This is a genomic window from Commensalibacter papalotli (ex Botero et al. 2024) (genome assembly GCF_947179115.1).
In the GTDB taxonomy this organism is placed as follows: domain Bacteria; phylum Pseudomonadota; class Alphaproteobacteria; order Acetobacterales; family Acetobacteraceae; genus Commensalibacter; species Commensalibacter papalotli.
In genome coordinates, this window is the sequence record NZ_CAMXCI010000001.1 from 494,883 (window position 1) to 511,558 (window position 16,676).

A 16,676-nucleotide genomic window follows, 5' to 3' on the forward strand; every position below is an offset into this window, starting at 1 on the left:
ATATTTTAATTTCAATTAGAGAGTAAAAGGAACGATCTTTCCTTCGTGTAACGTCATGACACGATCCATCCTAGACGCAAGTTCATTATTATGGGTTACAATCAGAGCCGCCAACCCTTCCTGCCTGACAGCTTGTAATAACAAACCAAACACATGATCTGATGTTTTTTCATCTAAATTACCAGTTGGCTCATCCGCTAATAAAATATAAGGAGAATTCGCCAAAGCTCTTGCAATTGCTACGCGTTGCTTTTCACCACCAGATAATTTTCCTGGTTGATGGTTAACACGGTGGCCTAAATCAAATTTTTCCAGCCATTCTTTGGCTTTTTTAGAAGCTATCGCTTTTGATTTCTTGTCAATCATCTGTGGCATGATTACATTTTCTAAAGCTGTAAATTCTGGCAGTAAATGATGAAACTGATAAACAAAACCAACTGATCTTAACCTTAATACGGTGCGTTCTCTTTCGCTCAGCTTGGCTGTATTTTGCTCGTTAATAATAATCTCACCCTTACTTGGTTTTTCCAATAAACCAGCAACATGCAACAAGGTTGACTTGCCTGCTCCAGAAGGAGCTACCAAAGCCACAATCTCACCTGGGTATAAAGTGAAATCTGCACCTTTTAAAACCTCAAGCTGTTCGTCTCCGCTCTTATAGGAAACATGAACATCTTTAAGTTCTAAGACTGCTTGAGTTGGATTATTCATTACGCAATCCTTCTACTGGATCGGTACGTGCGGCTTTCCAAGATGGATATAAGGTCGCAAGCAAAGATAAAGCCAACGCCATTAAAACAATTTGAATGACATCTGCCCAATCAAGTTTAGCAGGCAAATGTTCCAGATAATATACCTCTGGATTAAATAAATTAGTTCCCGTTAGTTTTTGCAACCCTTGACGGATATGCTCAATATTCTTACAAAATAATATGCCAATTATCGTTCCTGCAAAGGTGCCTGTCACCCCAACAGAAGCGCCACACATCAAGAAAATACGCATAATTGCTCCACGAGATGCCCCCATTGTCCGTAAGATTGCAATATCACGAGTTTTATCTTTGACCATCATAATCAAAGAGGAAATTACGTTAAAAGCCGCCACTAAAATAATTAAAGTTAAAATCAAGAACATTACATTTTGTTCAACTTGAACGGCTCCAAAAAAGGCATTATTGCTTTGTGTCCAATCCAGAAAGCGTAAATTTTCTTCTCTGAACTCTGAAATCAACGCCTGCGTGGTTTTTTGAACTTTTGCGGGGTCTGTCGTCGATATCTGTATTCCTATTACACCATCTTTGATTTGAAAGAATTTTTGCGCTGCCGAAATGGGCAAGAATACATAACTTGAATTATATTCATGCATTCCAGAATCAAAAATCCCCACCACTGTATATGCTTTGATACGAGGAATATTCCCCATTACGGTTGCAGAACCTTGTGGAGAAATTAAAGTTACTTTGGAGCCAATTCCAAGACCTGCGCGATCTGCCAAGGTTTTTCCAATAACAATCGCATCATCCCCTTTGAAACGCTCAAAAGATTCTGGAGTCAGGCTTTTACTGACTACTGTTAATTTTTTCAACCCTTCGGCACTCATGCCGCGCACCATGCCCCCAGAATTATAATTACCAGCACTTAATAAAACTTGGCCCTCTGTAAAAGGAATAGCTACTTTAACACCAGGGATTTTTTCCATACGTGAAGCCAAACGATCATAATCAGTAATAGGCTGAGGGCCATTATAGGACATTTGTCCATAGACACTCAGATCCCCATTCAACCCCAAAATGCGACCCAATAAATCATCTTTAAAGCCGTTCATCACCGCCATAACGACAATTAATGTACCAACTCCAAGAGCAATTCCGATCAAGGAAAAAATAGCAATCACAGAGACAAAGCGTTCCCCTTTGCGAGCTCGCAAGTAACGTTTTGCCACCATTCTTTCAAAAGAACCAAACATATTTATTAATCCTGATGAGAAGCCATATATTCCATAATCTGATCCACAGGAACCTCAGCACGCATTCCTGTCTTTCTACGTTTAATCTCGACAATATTCTGTGCAACTCCACGAGGCCCTACAATAATTTGCCAAGGATGTCCCATTAAGTCTGCATCCGCAAATTTTGCACCAGCACGTTCATCACGATCATCATAAAGAAAATTATCTGGATCTGTTTGATACAATGACTCACACACATCTTTACAGGCTTGATCTTTCATACCCAAATTAATAATCACCGCTTTAAAAGGGGCAACATTATCAGGCCAAATAATTCCATTATCATCGTGTGAAGATTCTATAATTGCCCCAACTAGACGAGAAACCCCAATACCGTATGATCCCATATGCGGATAAAGTTTTTTACTGTCTGGGCCAGCTACAGAAACATCCATTGACTCAGTATATTTGGTGCCAAAATAGAAAATTTGGCCAACTTCAATTCCGCGTCCTTCACATTTTCTTTCCTGAGGGACTTTTTCCCACTCAGCTTCATCATGTTTTTCATCAGTAGCTGCATAAAAGCTGGTCATACGGGTAAAGAATGAAGCAAGAGAGTTTTTATCTTCAATATCGACTGGCATTTCCAACCAATTTTGTTCTGCAAATGCAGAATCAAAGAAAATACCACTTTCACCCGTAGGGGCTAAAATAATAAACTCATGACTAAGATCCCCACCAATAGGGCCTGTATCCGCCAACATTGGAATAGCTTTGACACCAATCCGTTGGAATGTACGTAGATAAGCCAACATCATTTTATGATAGGTTACAACAGCACTGTCGTAATCTGCATCAAAGCTGTAACCATCTTTCATATAGAATTCACGACCACGCATAACCCCAAAACGAGGGCGAATTTCGTCTCTGAATTTCCACTGAATTTGATATAATAAAGCTGGCAACCCCTTATATGATGTTACAAATTGATCAAAAATATCTGTAATCATTTCCTCGTTTGTTGGTCCATATAGCAAATCACGTTTATGGCGATCAACAATACGCAACATTTCAGGTCCATATGCGTCATAACGTCCAGAACGCTTCCACAGATCTGCTGATTGCAAGGTTGGCATTAACACTTCTTGAGCATTAATAGCATCTTGTTCCGCACGAACAATATCGGCTATTTTATTTAATACACGTAAGCCAGCTGGTAACCAGGCATAAATACCCGAAGACATTTGGCGAACCATTCCTGTTCTGAGCATCAAACGATGAGAGGCAATTTGAGCTTCTGCTGGAACTTCTTTTAATGTTGGAAGAAAACTTGAGGATAAACGCATAGATTAATCAATCCTGAACTAAGGGATATAGAGCATAAAAAAGAATCCCATTATAATGGGATTCTATTAAAAAGTTAAAGACGTAATAAATGAATCTCTACCAAAGGTTTCTTTTTTAATCGACGTCCTAAAATACGGCGTAGGATAACTTTGGCACTTTCGGTTAATTCATCGTCATTTAAACGGATTTTTTGAGGTAAACGTTCTATAGCCTCCCCAAATTCATCAATAACATCATCGAATTCTTCGTCATATTGATCAAATAACCCTGGGGCACTGATATTAGGGTCACTCAACAACTCACCATTCATATTCACAGCGAAACTGGCAACGACAACGCCATTATATAACATCCGTCGCCTTGCAGTAAGAACATCCCCACCTATAGATAACAAACGGCTGCCATCAATAACCAAACGTCCATAAGGTGCACCACCTATAATTTTTGGTTTCCCTGGCCCTAAACGTAAAATATCACCATCTTCTAATAAAATCGGCTCGGCACCATATTCTTTGGCAACATTAGCCTGTCCATTCAGATGAATCCACTCCCCGTGCACAGGTATTCCATAAGTAGGCTTTACCAGCTTATAGAGTTCACATACTTCTTCATAACAAGCATGTCCAGAAGCATGAACAAAATGATCGCGTGACGTAATCACTTTGGCACCACGACGTGCAAGATTATCTTGAACACGCATAATAGCCAGCTCGTTTCCTGGAATAGTACGGCTACTATAAATAACGGTATCTCCAGATCCAAAAGCAATATGTTGATGTACATCAAAAGAAATACGCGTTAACGCAGAACGTTCCTCACCTTGACTGCCTGTAACAATAAAAATGACATGATCAAGATCAACATCATTCATATTTTGTTCAGTAAAAAATGGAGGAATATCAGCAAGATATCCATTTTCTCTGGCAGCAACCTCAAGGTTTTTTAAAGAACGACCAATAATTACAACAGGGCGATTTGCTTTTTTAGCAGCATAAGCAATACTTTCGACACGAGAAACATTACTTGCAAAACAAGTAACAGCTACCCTGCCCTTAATACTGCCTATTAAATCAATCAAACTACGTCGAACTTGAGCCTCTGATTCTGGAGCACGTTTGACAATAACATTGGTACTGTCACATACCATTGCTAAAACACCCTCACGCCCTAATTCAGCGAATTTTTCTAAATTAGTAACGTTTCCAATCACAGGTTCAGGATCAAGTTTCCAATCCCCCGTATGTAACACATTACCATAAGGGGTACGAATAAAAACACTTTGTGCTTCTGGAATAGAATGCGTAACAGGAATAAATTCCAAATCAAATTCACCAATATTAAAACGATCTTCCATTTTAATAAGACGAATTGTCACATCTTCCAACATTCCTGCTTCACGTAATTTACGCCTTAAAATCGACGCTGCAAACTTGGTTGCATAAACAGGGCACTCCAGATCTGGCCACAGATATGCAACAGCACCAATATGATCTTCATGAGCATGCGTAATGACCAATGCCAACAAATCATCTTTTTGACGTGCGATAAATTCTGGATCTGGAACCATAATATCTGCTTCTGGCATGTCATTACCAGTAAAGCCAATTCCACAATCAATGGCCAACCATTTACCGTTTAAACGATAAAGGTTAAAATTCATACCAATCTCACCCGTTCCACCTAATGGAAGAAAAGCAAAATCGTTTACTTGTTCATTCATATCTATCCTTTATAATTCTATATTTATATTTTGTTTCCTGATGAATTCTTATCTGCAAGGATTCTTAACCCTTCCAATGTTAATTCCGAATTAATTTCTTTAAAAACAGGGGTTCCTTCAGCAAGTAACGGTGCCAAGCCCCCTGTACCAACAACTGTAATTTCAGATACTAAAAATTCTTTTTTTATACGCTCTATAATGCCTTCAATGAGCCCAATATATCCCCAGTAAATACCAGACCTCATCGCACCAATCGTTTCTTTTCCTATCACAGATTGAGGTCTACCTATACCAATTCTGGGCAATCTTGCCGCTGCACTATGAAGTGCCTCCAAAGACAGGGTTAATCCTGGTGAGATAACCCCTCCACAATAATTTCCATCTTGATCTACAACATCAAACGTTGTTGCTGTTCCCAAATCCACAACAACCAACGGACCACCATATAATTGATGTGCAGCCAATCCATTTAATAAACGATCAACACCAACTTCTTTGGGGTTATCTGTTCTGATTTCAAACCCCCAATCCAAAGACGAAGATGCCACAATAGGATCAACCAAAAACCATTTCCGACATAATAAAAGCAATTGATATAAAACAGGTGGAACAACGGTTCCGATAATTGCACGAGTAATTTTATCTGCAGGAATGTTATGTTTTGACATTAAAAAGAATAATGTAGCTGCATATTCATCTGACGTTCGATTAGCCATTGTCGCAAAACGCCACGTTCCTAACCATTTATTCCCATCATGAACTGCAAATACAATATTTGTATTACCAACATCAATCACCAAAAGCAATTTTACTTATCCCTACTTTGACCCAAACAAAGCAACTCACCAGCTGAAAAACTTTCAATGGCAGTTTGAGTTTGTAATAACAAAAAACCTCTATTATCTATTCCTTTATATTTACCCTTATAAGAATTATTTCCTTGATTGACAATTAATGATGTGTCCAAAGGCAAACTTCTTTGTAACCAGGATTCTCGAATAAAAGCTTGTTTTCCCTTTATTAAACATATAATCCAATAAGTTAAATACTCTCTTACTTTCTCAGAAACTTCGGTTGCTTGAGGAAGATCTTTATTAAAAAAATCCTTTAAACAACCAAGCTCTTTACCTTCAATCACGGGTGCTGAATGAATATTCAATCCAAATCCAAACACTAACCATTCCAAAATATCGGGATATTGGACATAACTTTCAATGAGTATACCCGCTATTTTTTTATTTTGGTAAACTAAATCATTAGGCCATTTAATATATAAGTCAGCAGAAGAACCACATAATTCGTCCACTGCATCGTATAAAGCCAAAGATGCTATAAAAGGCACCCAACTCACTTGTTCAATAGAAAATGAAGGCCAATATAAAAAAGATAATGCCAAATTTCCAGTCGGCTCAACCCATCCACGTCCACGACTTCCTCTAGGAGCCGTCTGGAAATCTGTCAACACAGCCAAATTGAGTTTTTTTCTCAATTTGGCTTGTTCGATACAATAATCATTTGTTGAAGGCAAAGTATGATAATGTTCTACCTGCCAGATAATGCTACTATCCACCTTACCCTACAACATCAATGAAATAAAGACCGCGCTGCAATTTGTCCCATTTCTAACATTGGTGACAAAAAGAGTAAAAATATTACTGTTATGGTACCCATACTAAATGAGATAAAAGATAAAGATAAAGAACGTTTGTCCAAAGGCTCGGCAGCTTTATCAAAAAACATGATTTTTATAATTCTTAAATAGAAAAATGCACCCACAGCACTAGCTAACAGACCAATAATAGTTAAAACATATAGATCTGCAGCTAAAGCAGCTTTAAACACTAAGAATTTACCAAAAAAACCAGCTAATGGTGGCACACCAGCCATACTAAACATAAAAATAGCCATTGCTGTTGCTATACCTGGATCTGTCTTACCCAAACCTGCTAAATCATTAATATTTTCAACAACATGTCCCCTGCGAGACATCGCAGCAATCACAGCAAATGTGCCAATATTCATAAATAAATATGTTGTTAAATAAATTAATGTTCCCATCACACCATCGGGTGTTGCCGCAGCCAACCCAACCAAAGCATATCCCATATGTGAAATAGAAGAATATGCCATCATCCGTTTAATGTTCGTTTGAGCAATTGCTCCAACACTACCAATAATAATAGATAAAACAGCAATCACTTCAATTAATAATTGCCATTGTGGAGATAATGCTCCAAAAGGACCTACCATTAAACGTAAGAATAATGCAAAAGCGGCGAATTTTGGTGCTGTTGACAAAAATGTTGTCACAGGTGTTGGTGCACCTTGATAAACATCAGGTGTCCACATGTGAAATGGAACGGCTGAAATCTTAAAACACAATCCAACCAATACAAAAACTAAACCAATAGCAAACCCAGCTGATAAAGCATGATCTGAAGCAATAATATGGTGAATATTTTCATATCCCATGCCACCAGAAAAACCATAAATCATGGAAATTCCATATAGCAAAATTCCAGAAGCAACAGATCCTAGAATAAAATATTTAATTCCAGATTCAGCTGAAAATACACTTTGGCGATCAATGGCACATAAAATATATAAAGCCAAAGATGATAACTCAAGCCCCATATACAATGTCATCAAATTATTAGATGACACCATAATCATTGCACCCACTGTTGAGAAAACAATTAGGGCAATAAATTCAAAACAATTAGTATTATTTTTTCCATTAAAATCAATAGATAAAATAATACATAAAAAGCCTGATATAATAATTAAAAGCTTCATATAGCGAGAGAATTCATCATTGATAAATAATCCATGATATCCCAAGCCATTTTGAACAGTTAATGTTAAGAAACCAACTGCAACAAAAGCAGCAATCGAAAGAATCGCACAAGGGAAGAAAGCATTTCCTTTCTTCTCAAATGAACCCCATAAAAGAATAATAAGACCGCTGATTGATAAAACAATCTCTGGAATAGCAAGTGTCCAATTCATCGGATTAATCCTGACTTTCTAATATCAATGATAGATCAGGAAAGTGGCAAGTACCACCACCAACCCAATTGCCATGGTAAAAGCATACAAAGCAAAAGACCCATTTTGTGTCCAAGATACAGTTTTTGCTGAACGATTGGTAATTCGTGCAATAGAAACAGGCATCCCCTGGACAATCTCTTCATCACCCACTTTCCATAAAACCTTTGATAATGCGAGATAAGGACGAACAAAAATAAAATCATATAACTTGTCGAAATACCATGCATTTAATAGGAATTGATATACCCCTTTTAATCCAGATGCCGCAGCAACAGGGATTTTCGGAACTGCAATATAACAAACAAATGCAACAATAATACCCAACACACCCAAAACCAAAGGCGTTTTTGCAATTAAGTAAGGTGTATGATGCATTAAACTCATAATTTGATTAGAAGGCGCATTGAAAATAGCCCCCCCCCAGAATGCGACTTGATGCACACCAATATAATATGGTGCGAGCACAATCCCACCAATAGTCGCCCCAGTTGCTAACACACACATCGGTAATGTCATTACTAAGGAAGATTCATGCGCATGATCATAAATTTTTTGATCTCTTGGTTTGCCATGAAATACCAAAAATAATAAACGCCAGCTGTAAAATGCTGTTAAAAATGCTGTAATCGCTGTCATAATCCAAGCATAATGACCAACACTACCACCAAACATCCATGCGGCTTCTAATATCGCATCTTTAGACCAATAACCTGCAAAAGGGAAAATCCCACCAAGTGCTAAACACCCAATCCACATTAATAAACAAGTAGCTGGTAACTTTTTATACAAACCACCCATTTTAAACATATCTTGTTCATCATGAAGAGCATGAATAACAGAACCTGCACCAAGGAATAATAAAGCTTTAAAAAATGCATGCGTTGTTAAATGAAACAAAGCTACTTGATAAGCACCAACACCAACCGCAACAAACATATATCCCAATTGAGAACAAGTTGAATATGCAATTGATTTTTTGATATCAGGCTGAGCTAAGGCAACAGTCCCGGCAAAGAATGCTGTAGTTGCGCCTATGATTACAATAAACATTTTAACATGTGGCGCAAATTCTACCAATGGAGACATACGTGCCATCAAGAAAATACCCGCCGTAACCATTGTAGCAGCATGTATTAATGCTGATACAGGGGTTGGTCCTTCCATAGCATCGGGTAACCATACATGCAAGAACAATTGAGCTGACTTACCCATTGCCCCAATGAATAATAAAAGTGCAATAAATTCATAAGCTTGAAAGCTATATCCACATAAATGATATTGAGTTTGCGCTAGCTCTGGGATTTTATGAAAAATATCATCATAAAACACAGAACCAGAAAGGATGAACAATACACAAATCCCGACGAGGAAAAATAAATCTGCAATACGATTAACTACAAATGCCTTAATAGCAGCAGCAACGGCTGATGGGCGTGTATACCAATATCCAATTAATAAGTAACTGGATAAACCCACAGCTTCCCAACCAAAGAATAATTCAATTAAATTATCTGAGGTTATCAGCATTAACATACTAAATGTAAACAAGGATAAATACGCAAAGAACCGATAAGTCGGCATTGAATCATGAGCCATATACCCAATGCTGTAAATATGCACTAACAACGATACGCTTGTAACCATTGTCAACATTGATACAGACAACATATCCATTCTTAGATACCAGGTAGCGTTAAAATTACCTGCGTGGATCCAATCAATTAATGGAACCGTTACGCCTCCAGCGTTGGAATTCAACAAGTGCCCTAAAACACACCATGAACAAGCAACGGCAATAATCATTCCTAAAATAGAAATAAATTTAGCAAAGTTGTCGCCAATTACCCGTCCCAGTAAACCTGCTATTAAAAATCCACCCAAAGGTGCAAATACAGCTATGGCAAATAACGATGATGCTATTGGTGTCATTTTCCCATTATCCCTTCATCATCGTCGTATCTTGAACTTCTACAGAGTGACGGTTTCTATAATAAACCATCACAATCGCAAGCCCAATTGCAGATTCCGCAGCAGCAACCGTTAAGGTAAACATCACCATGACTTGGCCTGTAAGATTTCCAAAAGCCGAAGAAAAAGTAATCAAATTCAGATTTGCAGATAGCAACATCATTTCAATCGACATTAAAATAACAATTAAATTTTTTCTGCTTGCAAAAATACCAAACAAACCAATCGCAAATAAAAGTGCACTTACAATCATATAAGGAGCAACCCCCACTGTATTCAAAATATTCATTTTGATTGCTCCTTCATTTGTTGTCTTTTTTCAGTAATATCCATCTTATCTCCAGGCTTTGGACCAAATGAGTCTTCTTGGGAAACCCCAAAATAAGTTTCTTTTGGCCTTAAAAAACCACCCAACTCATCAACCCCTTTATTGAGTTCAATCGAACGCATTTCCAGACTTTGATGTGGTTCACGCATATGCTGACGAGCAACGACTTGACGGCGATTATTTGGACGTTTACGCAACGTTAAAACAATAGCACCAATCATAGCCACCAATAGTACCAAACCACAAATTTGGAACAATAAAATATAATCGGTATAGATTAAAGCCCCTAAAGCTTGGGTATTGGACATATTTTGTAGCAAAGGCTGTTGAGAAGCTTGTGCGATTTGTGGATCAATATGCCAGTTTATTGCAACAATGATTAATTCAACCACCAAAACTGCAGCAATACAAAAACCCACAGGCATATAGCTTTGCATACCCTCTTTAAGCTGAACTAAATTAGTTTGCATAGTCATGACAATAAAAAGGAATAAAATCATAACCGCACCAGAATAGATCGCAATCAACAAGATCGCGAGAAATTCTGCCCCAGCAAGCAAAAATAATCCAGACGCATTACAAAATACTAAAACCAAAAACAAAGCAGCATGAACAGAATTACGAGAACATACAACCATGACGGCTGATAAAAGCAGAATTGTTGCAAAAATATAAAAAAGAATAATTGGCATCATGACCTTATTCCTTTTTGTAAGGGCATAAAGCCTATTTGTAAGAAAAACATTTTACTCATCATTGTTATTATTTCCCGCCTACCGATAAGGGGCATCCTGTTCCAACCTAAGTGCTAATACACTTTCCCATTGATCGCCATTCGATAATAATTTTTGTTTATTATACATCAGCTCTTCTCTGGTTTCAGTTGCAAACTCATAATTTGGCCCTTGAACAATAGCATCCACAGGACAAGCTTCTTGACATAAACCACAATAAATACATTTGGTCATATCAATATCATAACGCGTTGTTCTTCTTGAGCCATCGCTTCTGGCTTCGGCTTCAATGGTAATTGCTTCCGCAGGACATGTTGCTTCACATAACTTACAAGCAATACATCTTTCTTCACCATTTGCATAACGACGCAAAGCATGCTCTCCACGAAAACGAGGAGATAATGGGCTTTTTTCATAAGGATAATTTATCGTTGCTTTTGGTTTAAAAAAGTAACGTAGCGTAATTCCCAAACCTGCCAATAACTCTGACAATAAAAAGGATCGCGCGGTTCTATCTATAAAACCCATTTTAAACTGCCCCTCCGTAAATACCAATGCCTGTAGCCATCATAAACCCTGCCGTTAACACAACCCATGCCAGGGTAAATGGTAAGAATACTTTCCAACCTAAACGCATTAACTGATCATAACGGTATCTTGGGAAAGCACTTCGGACCCAGATAAAACAGAACAAGCAAATCAAAATTTTAATAATTAACCAAAATGGGCCTGGGATCCATGTAAATGGCATACAATCAAATGGAGGCAACCACCCACCCAAGAATAAAATACTAATAATGGCTGACATTAAAATCATATTTCCATATTCAGCCAAGAAAAACAAACCAAAAGCCATGGATGAATATTCTGCAAAGAACCCTGCAACCAATTCACTTTCACCAACGGCAAAATCGAATGGCGGACGATTTGTTTCTGCTAAACAAGAAATAAAGAAAATAATAAACATGGGGAACATAGGTAAAAAGAACCATATATGGCGTTGCGCCAATACAATATCATTCAAATTACCACTACCAACCAACAGTAAGATTGATGCAATAACCAATCCCATTGCCAACTCATATGAAATCATCTGAGCCGCAGCACGCATCGCCCCTAATAATGCATATTTGGAGTTAGAACCCCAACCTGCCAACAATGTTGCATAGATACTAATTGATGATATAGCCAATAAATACAAAATACCAATATTTAAATTCGCAACAGCCCAACCATCATTTGTAGGAATAACCGCCCATGCCAACATAGATAGGGAAAAACCAAGGATTGGAGCTATAAAGAAAAGAACACGATTTGCCTTGGTCGGAATAATGGTTTCCTTGAAAATCATTTTCACAGCATCGGCAAAAGGTTGCAACAATCCAAAAGGTCCAACGACGTTTGGCCCTTTTCGTAACATGATTGCAGCCAGAACTTTACGTTCTATCCATGTAAGGTAAGCAACCCCCATTAATAGAGGTACTAAAACAGCAAGAACTTTTAAAACAATCAGAATAATCGATCCAACCATCGTATGAAAAAAGAAATGTTCCACGTCGACTACTCCGCCGCTTCTGCCGAAGCTGCATAGCGCAACTTCGAACATTCATTCATTGTCAAACTTGCCCGACTGATAGAATTAGTTAAGAAGTAATCTGAAATAACAGCTCTAAGAACTTGTTTTTCAAAGTTTCCTTGAGCATTATCGCCAAGATTAACATCAACAACATTCTGTACAAGTCGCAATTGAGCAAAGACAGGATTAATTTCTGCCATATACGCTCTAAGGCTATCTATATCATGATAAGGCAAGTCAACAGCTAATAATTGAGCAACAGCATAAATAGCTGCCCATTCTTCTTTTGCTTCACCAGGAGGGCAAATCGCTGCAAAACTACGTTGCACGCGCCCTTCTGTATTCACATAAGTCCCTGATTTTTCGGTATAAGCCGCACCAGGTAAAATCACATCAGCTCTAGATGCTGCTTTTTCTCCATGGTGTCCTTGATATATAACAAAAGTTTCAGCTGGTAATGCAGAAAGATTAACTTCATCCGCGCCCAACATCCACAATACATCAACTCCACCATTTACCATTGCTTTGATATCTTTAGCTTGCCCTTGAGGCACGAAACCAAGATCCAAACCAGCAACGCGAGCAGCAGAATGATGTAAAATATTAAATCCATTCCACTCTTCAGTCACTGCTCCGACTGTTTTAGCCAAAGCCATTGTTTGTTCAAATATAATTTTTGCATCAGGACGCGTTATCGCACCATGCCCTAAAATAATCATTGGGCGTTTTGCATTTTTTAATATTTCAGAAAACGGATGTTTGCCTGCAATCAATTCAGCAATCAGTTCAGGAGTTTCCCCTAATTGATCAACTTTATAAGTAGGATCATCTGGAAGCTCTCCAATATACCCAATCGGGAATTGTTCGGTCAAAGACAACCAACGTTTCCGAATACGAGAATTCAATACAGGAGCTTCTTGCCTTGGGAAAGAACCGATTACCAATAATGCATCAGCATCATCAATCCCTGCAATAGAAGTGTTAAACACATAATGCCCGCGTTGCGAAATATCATAATAGGCATTGTCTTGACGACAATCGACATTTGAAGAGCCCAATGCATTCATAAGATGCTTTAATGCCAACATACTTTCTGCATCACATAAATCCCCCGCAATGGCACCCATACGATCTGCTGAAACTGTTTTTAATTTATCAGCAACATGTTGCAATGTTTCTGTCCACGACGCCTCGACAAGTTTACCGTTCTTCTTTATCCACGGACGATCTAAACGACGACGTTTTAATCCGTCCAACGAAAAGCGACCTTTATCAGCAAGCCATTCCTCATTCACATCATCATTCTTACGAGGGAGTATCCGCATCACTTCGTTGCCACGTACTTGCAACAAGATATTAGTACCAACAGCATCTGTTACATCAATTGAATCTGTGTTTTTTAATTCCCAAGAACGGAAATGAAAAGCTGTTGGTTTCGAAGTCAACGCACCAACTGGACAAACATCAATTAAATTACCAGAAAGCTCTGATTTAATCCCTTGTTCTATAAACGGCGTAATTTCAAGACTAGTGCCTCGGTAAATACCCCCAAGCTCAGCAGTGCCAGCAATCTCATTAGTAAAACGAATACAACGCGTACACTGAATGCAACGCGTCATTACTGTTCGAACCAAGGGTCCCATATATTTATCAACAACAGCACGTTTTTCATCAGTAAAGCGTGAACAGTCACGACCATATCCAACAGACTGATCTTGCAAATCACACTCACCACCTTGATCACAAATAGGACAATCTAAAGGGTGATTAATCAATAATAATTCCATTGTACTACGACGCGCAGCACGAATAGTTTCAGAATCAGTCGTAACTTGCATTCCCTCCATAACTGGTTGAGAGCAAGATGAAACCAAAGGTTTACGAGAACCTGTAATTTCAACCATACACATTCTGCAATTACCAGCTACAGAAAGCTTGTCATGATAACAAAAACGGGGGATTTCCTTACCAGCAGCCTCACATGCTTGCAATACAGAAGCATTATTGGGAACCTCTATAGGAATACCATCTACAATTACTTTTGTCATATTCTTACCTATTAGCCCCCTATTGGTGCATCAACAGGCACCTGAATTTGTGATACTCCACCATGGGCTTTTTTATAATCTATGATTCGTTGCTCCATAACAGGACGGAAGTTACGAATAAGTGCTTGAACCGGCCAAGCAACTGACATACCCATCGCACAAATTGTTGTATTTTCAATGTTTTTGGTTACGTCCATCAACATATCAATTTCAGAAATTTCTGCACGACCTTCAACCATACGGTTCATCACTTTTAAAACCCAGTTTGACCCTTCACGACATGGCGTGCATTGACCACAGCTTTCGTGTTTATAAAACTTGGATAGCAAAGTAACAGCGCGAATAATATCAGTTGATTTATCCATGACCACAATACCAGCAGTACCTAAACCCGAGCCTACATCACGCATACCATCGAAATCCATAATAACGGTTTCACAGGTTTCTTTGTTCAACATCGGCATTGATGTTCCGCCTGGAATAACAGCAAGCAAATTATCCCATCCACCACGAACGCCACCACCATGCGTTTCAATAATTTCTTTTAAAGGCAATCCAAGTGCCTCTTCAAACACGCAAGGTGTATTAATATGACCTGAAATAGCCATCAATTTAGGGCCTGTGTTGTTCTTGCGGCCAATTCCCGCAAACCATGCAGAACCACGACGCATAATCGTTGGTGTTACAGAAATGCTTTCTACATTATTAATTGTAGAAGGACAACCATAAAGACCTTTTCCTGCTGGAAATGGCGGCTTTAAACGAGGCTGACCTTTTTTTCCTTCAAGACTCTCAAGTTGAGCCGTCTCTTCACCGCAAATATAGGCACCAGCACCACGATGAATATAAAAATCAAAATCCCAACCACTGCCACAAGCATTTTTACCAATTAATCCTGCTTCATAAGCTTCATCAATTGCAACTTGTAATCTGTTGGCCTCATTATAGTACTCACCACGAATATATATATAAGCAGTATGCGCACCAATTGCAAAAGATGCCAATAATGCACCTTCTACAATTTTATGAGGTTCATGGCGCATAACTTCGCGATCTTTACAAGTGCCTGGCTCTGATTCATCCCCATTAATCACTAAATAATGTGGTAATGGACCTTCTTTTTTAGGCATAAAAGACCATTTTAAACCTGTAGAGAACCCTGCTCCTCCACGACCACGCAATCCAGAATCAATAATCGTTTTAATAATCGCATCACGACCCAAGGCTAAAATATCTTTAGTATTATCCCAATCCCCACGCCTACGGGCGCCAGCCAATTTCCAATCATCATGGCCATGTAAATTTAGATAAATACGATCTTTATCACTTAACATCTTCGGCCCCTGTATTTTGTGTAATTTTCTTGCCCACAGGTGCAGAATTTAAACGATCAATCATTGGACCATGCGCAGGTTTTTCGCCTTTGCGCAATAACTCAATTAACTCAATCGTGCTTTCTGCGGTCATATCTTCATAATAATCATGATCGACTTGTAAAATTGGTGCATTCGCACACGCTCCAAGACACTCTACTTCAGAAAGCGTAAACATACCATCTTCACTGGTTTGTCCGAACTCTTTAATACCCGTAACCTTTTTACAAGCCGCTACAATATCCTCAGAGCCACGCAGCCAACATGGCGTCGTAGAGCAAACTTGCAAATGATACTGACCAATTGGTTCCAAATTGAACATGGTATAAAAAGTTGCGATTTCAAATACACGAACGGGAGCGATCTCTAACCGTTTAGCAACAACAACCATAGCAACCTTTGGCACCCATGCACTCTTGGTCACCCGTTTCATTTGATTTTGAACTATATATAATAACGGAATCACTGCACTTGCTTTTCGTGCAGCAGGATATTTTGCTAAGATTTTTTCAATTTGCTGTTCACTTTCTTGATCAAAAGCAAATTCAGCAGGTTGTTTATTCATCGATTTCTCTGACATCAC

At 38.5% G+C, this 16,676-nt stretch carries 15 protein-coding genes; all 15 read right to left on the bottom strand.

Annotated elements, in window-relative coordinates:
• Positions 1-15 precede the first annotated feature (15 nt).
• On the bottom strand, positions 16-711 hold the full coding sequence (locus QMN76_RS02270; protein WP_282022944.1) for an ABC transporter ATP-binding protein: 696 nt from the start codon (positions 709-711) through the stop codon (positions 16-18).
• Positions 704-1,966, bottom strand: a complete 1,263-nt coding sequence (locus QMN76_RS02275) for a lipoprotein-releasing ABC transporter permease subunit (RefSeq protein WP_282022943.1) — start codon at positions 1,964-1,966, stop codon at positions 704-706. Before QMN76_RS02275 ends, QMN76_RS02270 begins: the two co-directional genes overlap by 8 nt.
• A gap of 5 nt (positions 1,967-1,971) precedes the next feature.
• Positions 1,972-3,294, bottom strand: a complete 1,323-nt coding sequence (gene proS / locus QMN76_RS02280; RefSeq protein ID WP_034336798.1) for a proline--tRNA ligase — start codon at positions 3,292-3,294, stop codon at positions 1,972-1,974.
• A gap of 74 nt (positions 3,295-3,368) precedes the next feature.
• Positions 3,369-5,015, bottom strand: a complete 1,647-nt coding sequence (locus QMN76_RS02285; RefSeq protein WP_034336795.1) for a ribonuclease J — start codon at positions 5,013-5,015, stop codon at positions 3,369-3,371.
• A 23-nt stretch (positions 5,016-5,038) separates the two neighbouring features.
• Entirely contained in the window at positions 5,039-5,821 is a 783-nt protein-coding gene (locus tag QMN76_RS02290) for a type III pantothenate kinase (RefSeq protein WP_034336792.1), read from the bottom strand.
• Positions 5,822-5,823: 2 nt separating this feature from the next.
• The gene (locus QMN76_RS02295) at positions 5,824-6,585 is read right to left on the bottom strand and encodes a biotin--[acetyl-CoA-carboxylase] ligase (RefSeq protein ID WP_051461818.1); all 762 of its coding nucleotides are present in this window, start codon (positions 6,583-6,585) and stop codon (positions 5,824-5,826) included.
• 14 nt (positions 6,586-6,599) lie between these two features.
• Positions 6,600-8,024, bottom strand: coding sequence for an NADH-quinone oxidoreductase subunit NuoN (gene nuoN, locus QMN76_RS02300; protein WP_282065669.1), 1,425 nt, complete (start codon positions 8,022-8,024; stop codon positions 6,600-6,602).
• A 24-nt stretch (positions 8,025-8,048) separates the two neighbouring features.
• Complete coding sequence (nuoL, locus tag QMN76_RS02305) at positions 8,049-9,995, bottom strand: NADH-quinone oxidoreductase subunit L (RefSeq protein WP_282065670.1); 1,947 nt, start codon at positions 9,993-9,995, stop codon at positions 8,049-8,051.
• 7 nt (positions 9,996-10,002) lie between these two features.
• On the bottom strand, positions 10,003-10,323 hold the full coding sequence (gene nuoK, locus QMN76_RS02310) for an NADH-quinone oxidoreductase subunit NuoK (RefSeq protein ID WP_034336784.1): 321 nt from the start codon (positions 10,321-10,323) through the stop codon (positions 10,003-10,005).
• Positions 10,320-11,057, bottom strand: coding sequence for an NADH-quinone oxidoreductase subunit J (locus QMN76_RS02315; RefSeq protein ID WP_034336782.1), 738 nt, complete (start codon positions 11,055-11,057; stop codon positions 10,320-10,322). Before QMN76_RS02315 ends, nuoK begins: the two co-directional genes overlap by 4 nt.
• Before the next feature lie 78 nt (positions 11,058-11,135).
• Entirely contained in the window at positions 11,136-11,624 is a 489-nt protein-coding gene (gene nuoI / locus QMN76_RS02320; RefSeq protein ID WP_034336779.1) for an NADH-quinone oxidoreductase subunit NuoI, read from the bottom strand.
• A 1-nt stretch (position 11,625) separates the two neighbouring features.
• The gene (gene nuoH, locus QMN76_RS02325) at positions 11,626-12,651 is read right to left on the bottom strand and encodes an NADH-quinone oxidoreductase subunit NuoH (protein ID WP_152534148.1); all 1,026 of its coding nucleotides are present in this window, start codon (positions 12,649-12,651) and stop codon (positions 11,626-11,628) included.
• A gap of 5 nt (positions 12,652-12,656) precedes the next feature.
• Positions 12,657-14,720, bottom strand: a complete 2,064-nt coding sequence (gene nuoG / locus QMN76_RS02330; RefSeq protein WP_282022936.1) for an NADH-quinone oxidoreductase subunit NuoG — start codon at positions 14,718-14,720, stop codon at positions 12,657-12,659.
• A gap of 11 nt (positions 14,721-14,731) precedes the next feature.
• The gene (nuoF, locus tag QMN76_RS02335; RefSeq protein ID WP_282022935.1) at positions 14,732-16,054 is read right to left on the bottom strand and encodes an NADH-quinone oxidoreductase subunit NuoF; all 1,323 of its coding nucleotides are present in this window, start codon (positions 16,052-16,054) and stop codon (positions 14,732-14,734) included.
• Complete coding sequence (locus tag QMN76_RS02340; RefSeq protein ID WP_034336771.1) at positions 16,044-16,658, bottom strand: complex I 24 kDa subunit family protein; 615 nt, start codon at positions 16,656-16,658, stop codon at positions 16,044-16,046. The genes nuoF and QMN76_RS02340 overlap by 11 nt, the downstream gene beginning before the upstream one ends.
• Positions 16,659-16,676: the final 18 nt, after the last annotated feature.

Coding starts and splice junctions, on each gene's coding strand:
- QMN76_RS02285 (WP_034336795.1), bottom strand. CDS start 5,015: ATGAATGAACAAGTAAACGATTTTGCTTTTCTTCCATTAGGTGGAACG.
- nuoK (WP_034336784.1), bottom strand. CDS start 10,323: ATGAATATTTTGAATACAGTGGGGGTTGCTCCTTATATGATTGTAAGT.
- nuoL (WP_282065670.1), bottom strand. CDS start 9,995: ATGACACCAATAGCATCATCGTTATTTGCCATAGCTGTATTTGCACCT.
- nuoI (WP_034336779.1), bottom strand. CDS start 11,624: ATGGGTTTTATAGATAGAACCGCGCGATCCTTTTTATTGTCAGAGTTA.
- QMN76_RS02340 (WP_034336771.1), bottom strand. CDS start 16,658: ATGAATAAACAACCTGCTGAATTTGCTTTTGATCAAGAAAGTGAACAG.
- nuoG (WP_282022936.1), bottom strand. CDS start 14,720: ATGACAAAAGTAATTGTAGATGGTATTCCTATAGAGGTTCCCAATAAT.
- QMN76_RS02270 (WP_282022944.1), bottom strand. CDS start 711: ATGAATAATCCAACTCAAGCAGTCTTAGAACTTAAAGATGTTCATGTT.
- QMN76_RS02315 (WP_034336782.1), bottom strand. CDS start 11,057: ATGATGCCAATTATTCTTTTTTATATTTTTGCAACAATTCTGCTTTTA.
- nuoF (WP_282022935.1), bottom strand. CDS start 16,054: ATGTTAAGTGATAAAGATCGTATTTATCTAAATTTACATGGCCATGAT.
- QMN76_RS02275 (WP_282022943.1), bottom strand. CDS start 1,966: ATGTTTGGTTCTTTTGAAAGAATGGTGGCAAAACGTTACTTGCGAGCT.
- proS (WP_034336798.1), bottom strand. CDS start 3,294: ATGCGTTTATCCTCAAGTTTTCTTCCAACATTAAAAGAAGTTCCAGCA.
- nuoN (WP_282065669.1), bottom strand. CDS start 8,024: ATGAATTGGACACTTGCTATTCCAGAGATTGTTTTATCAATCAGCGGT.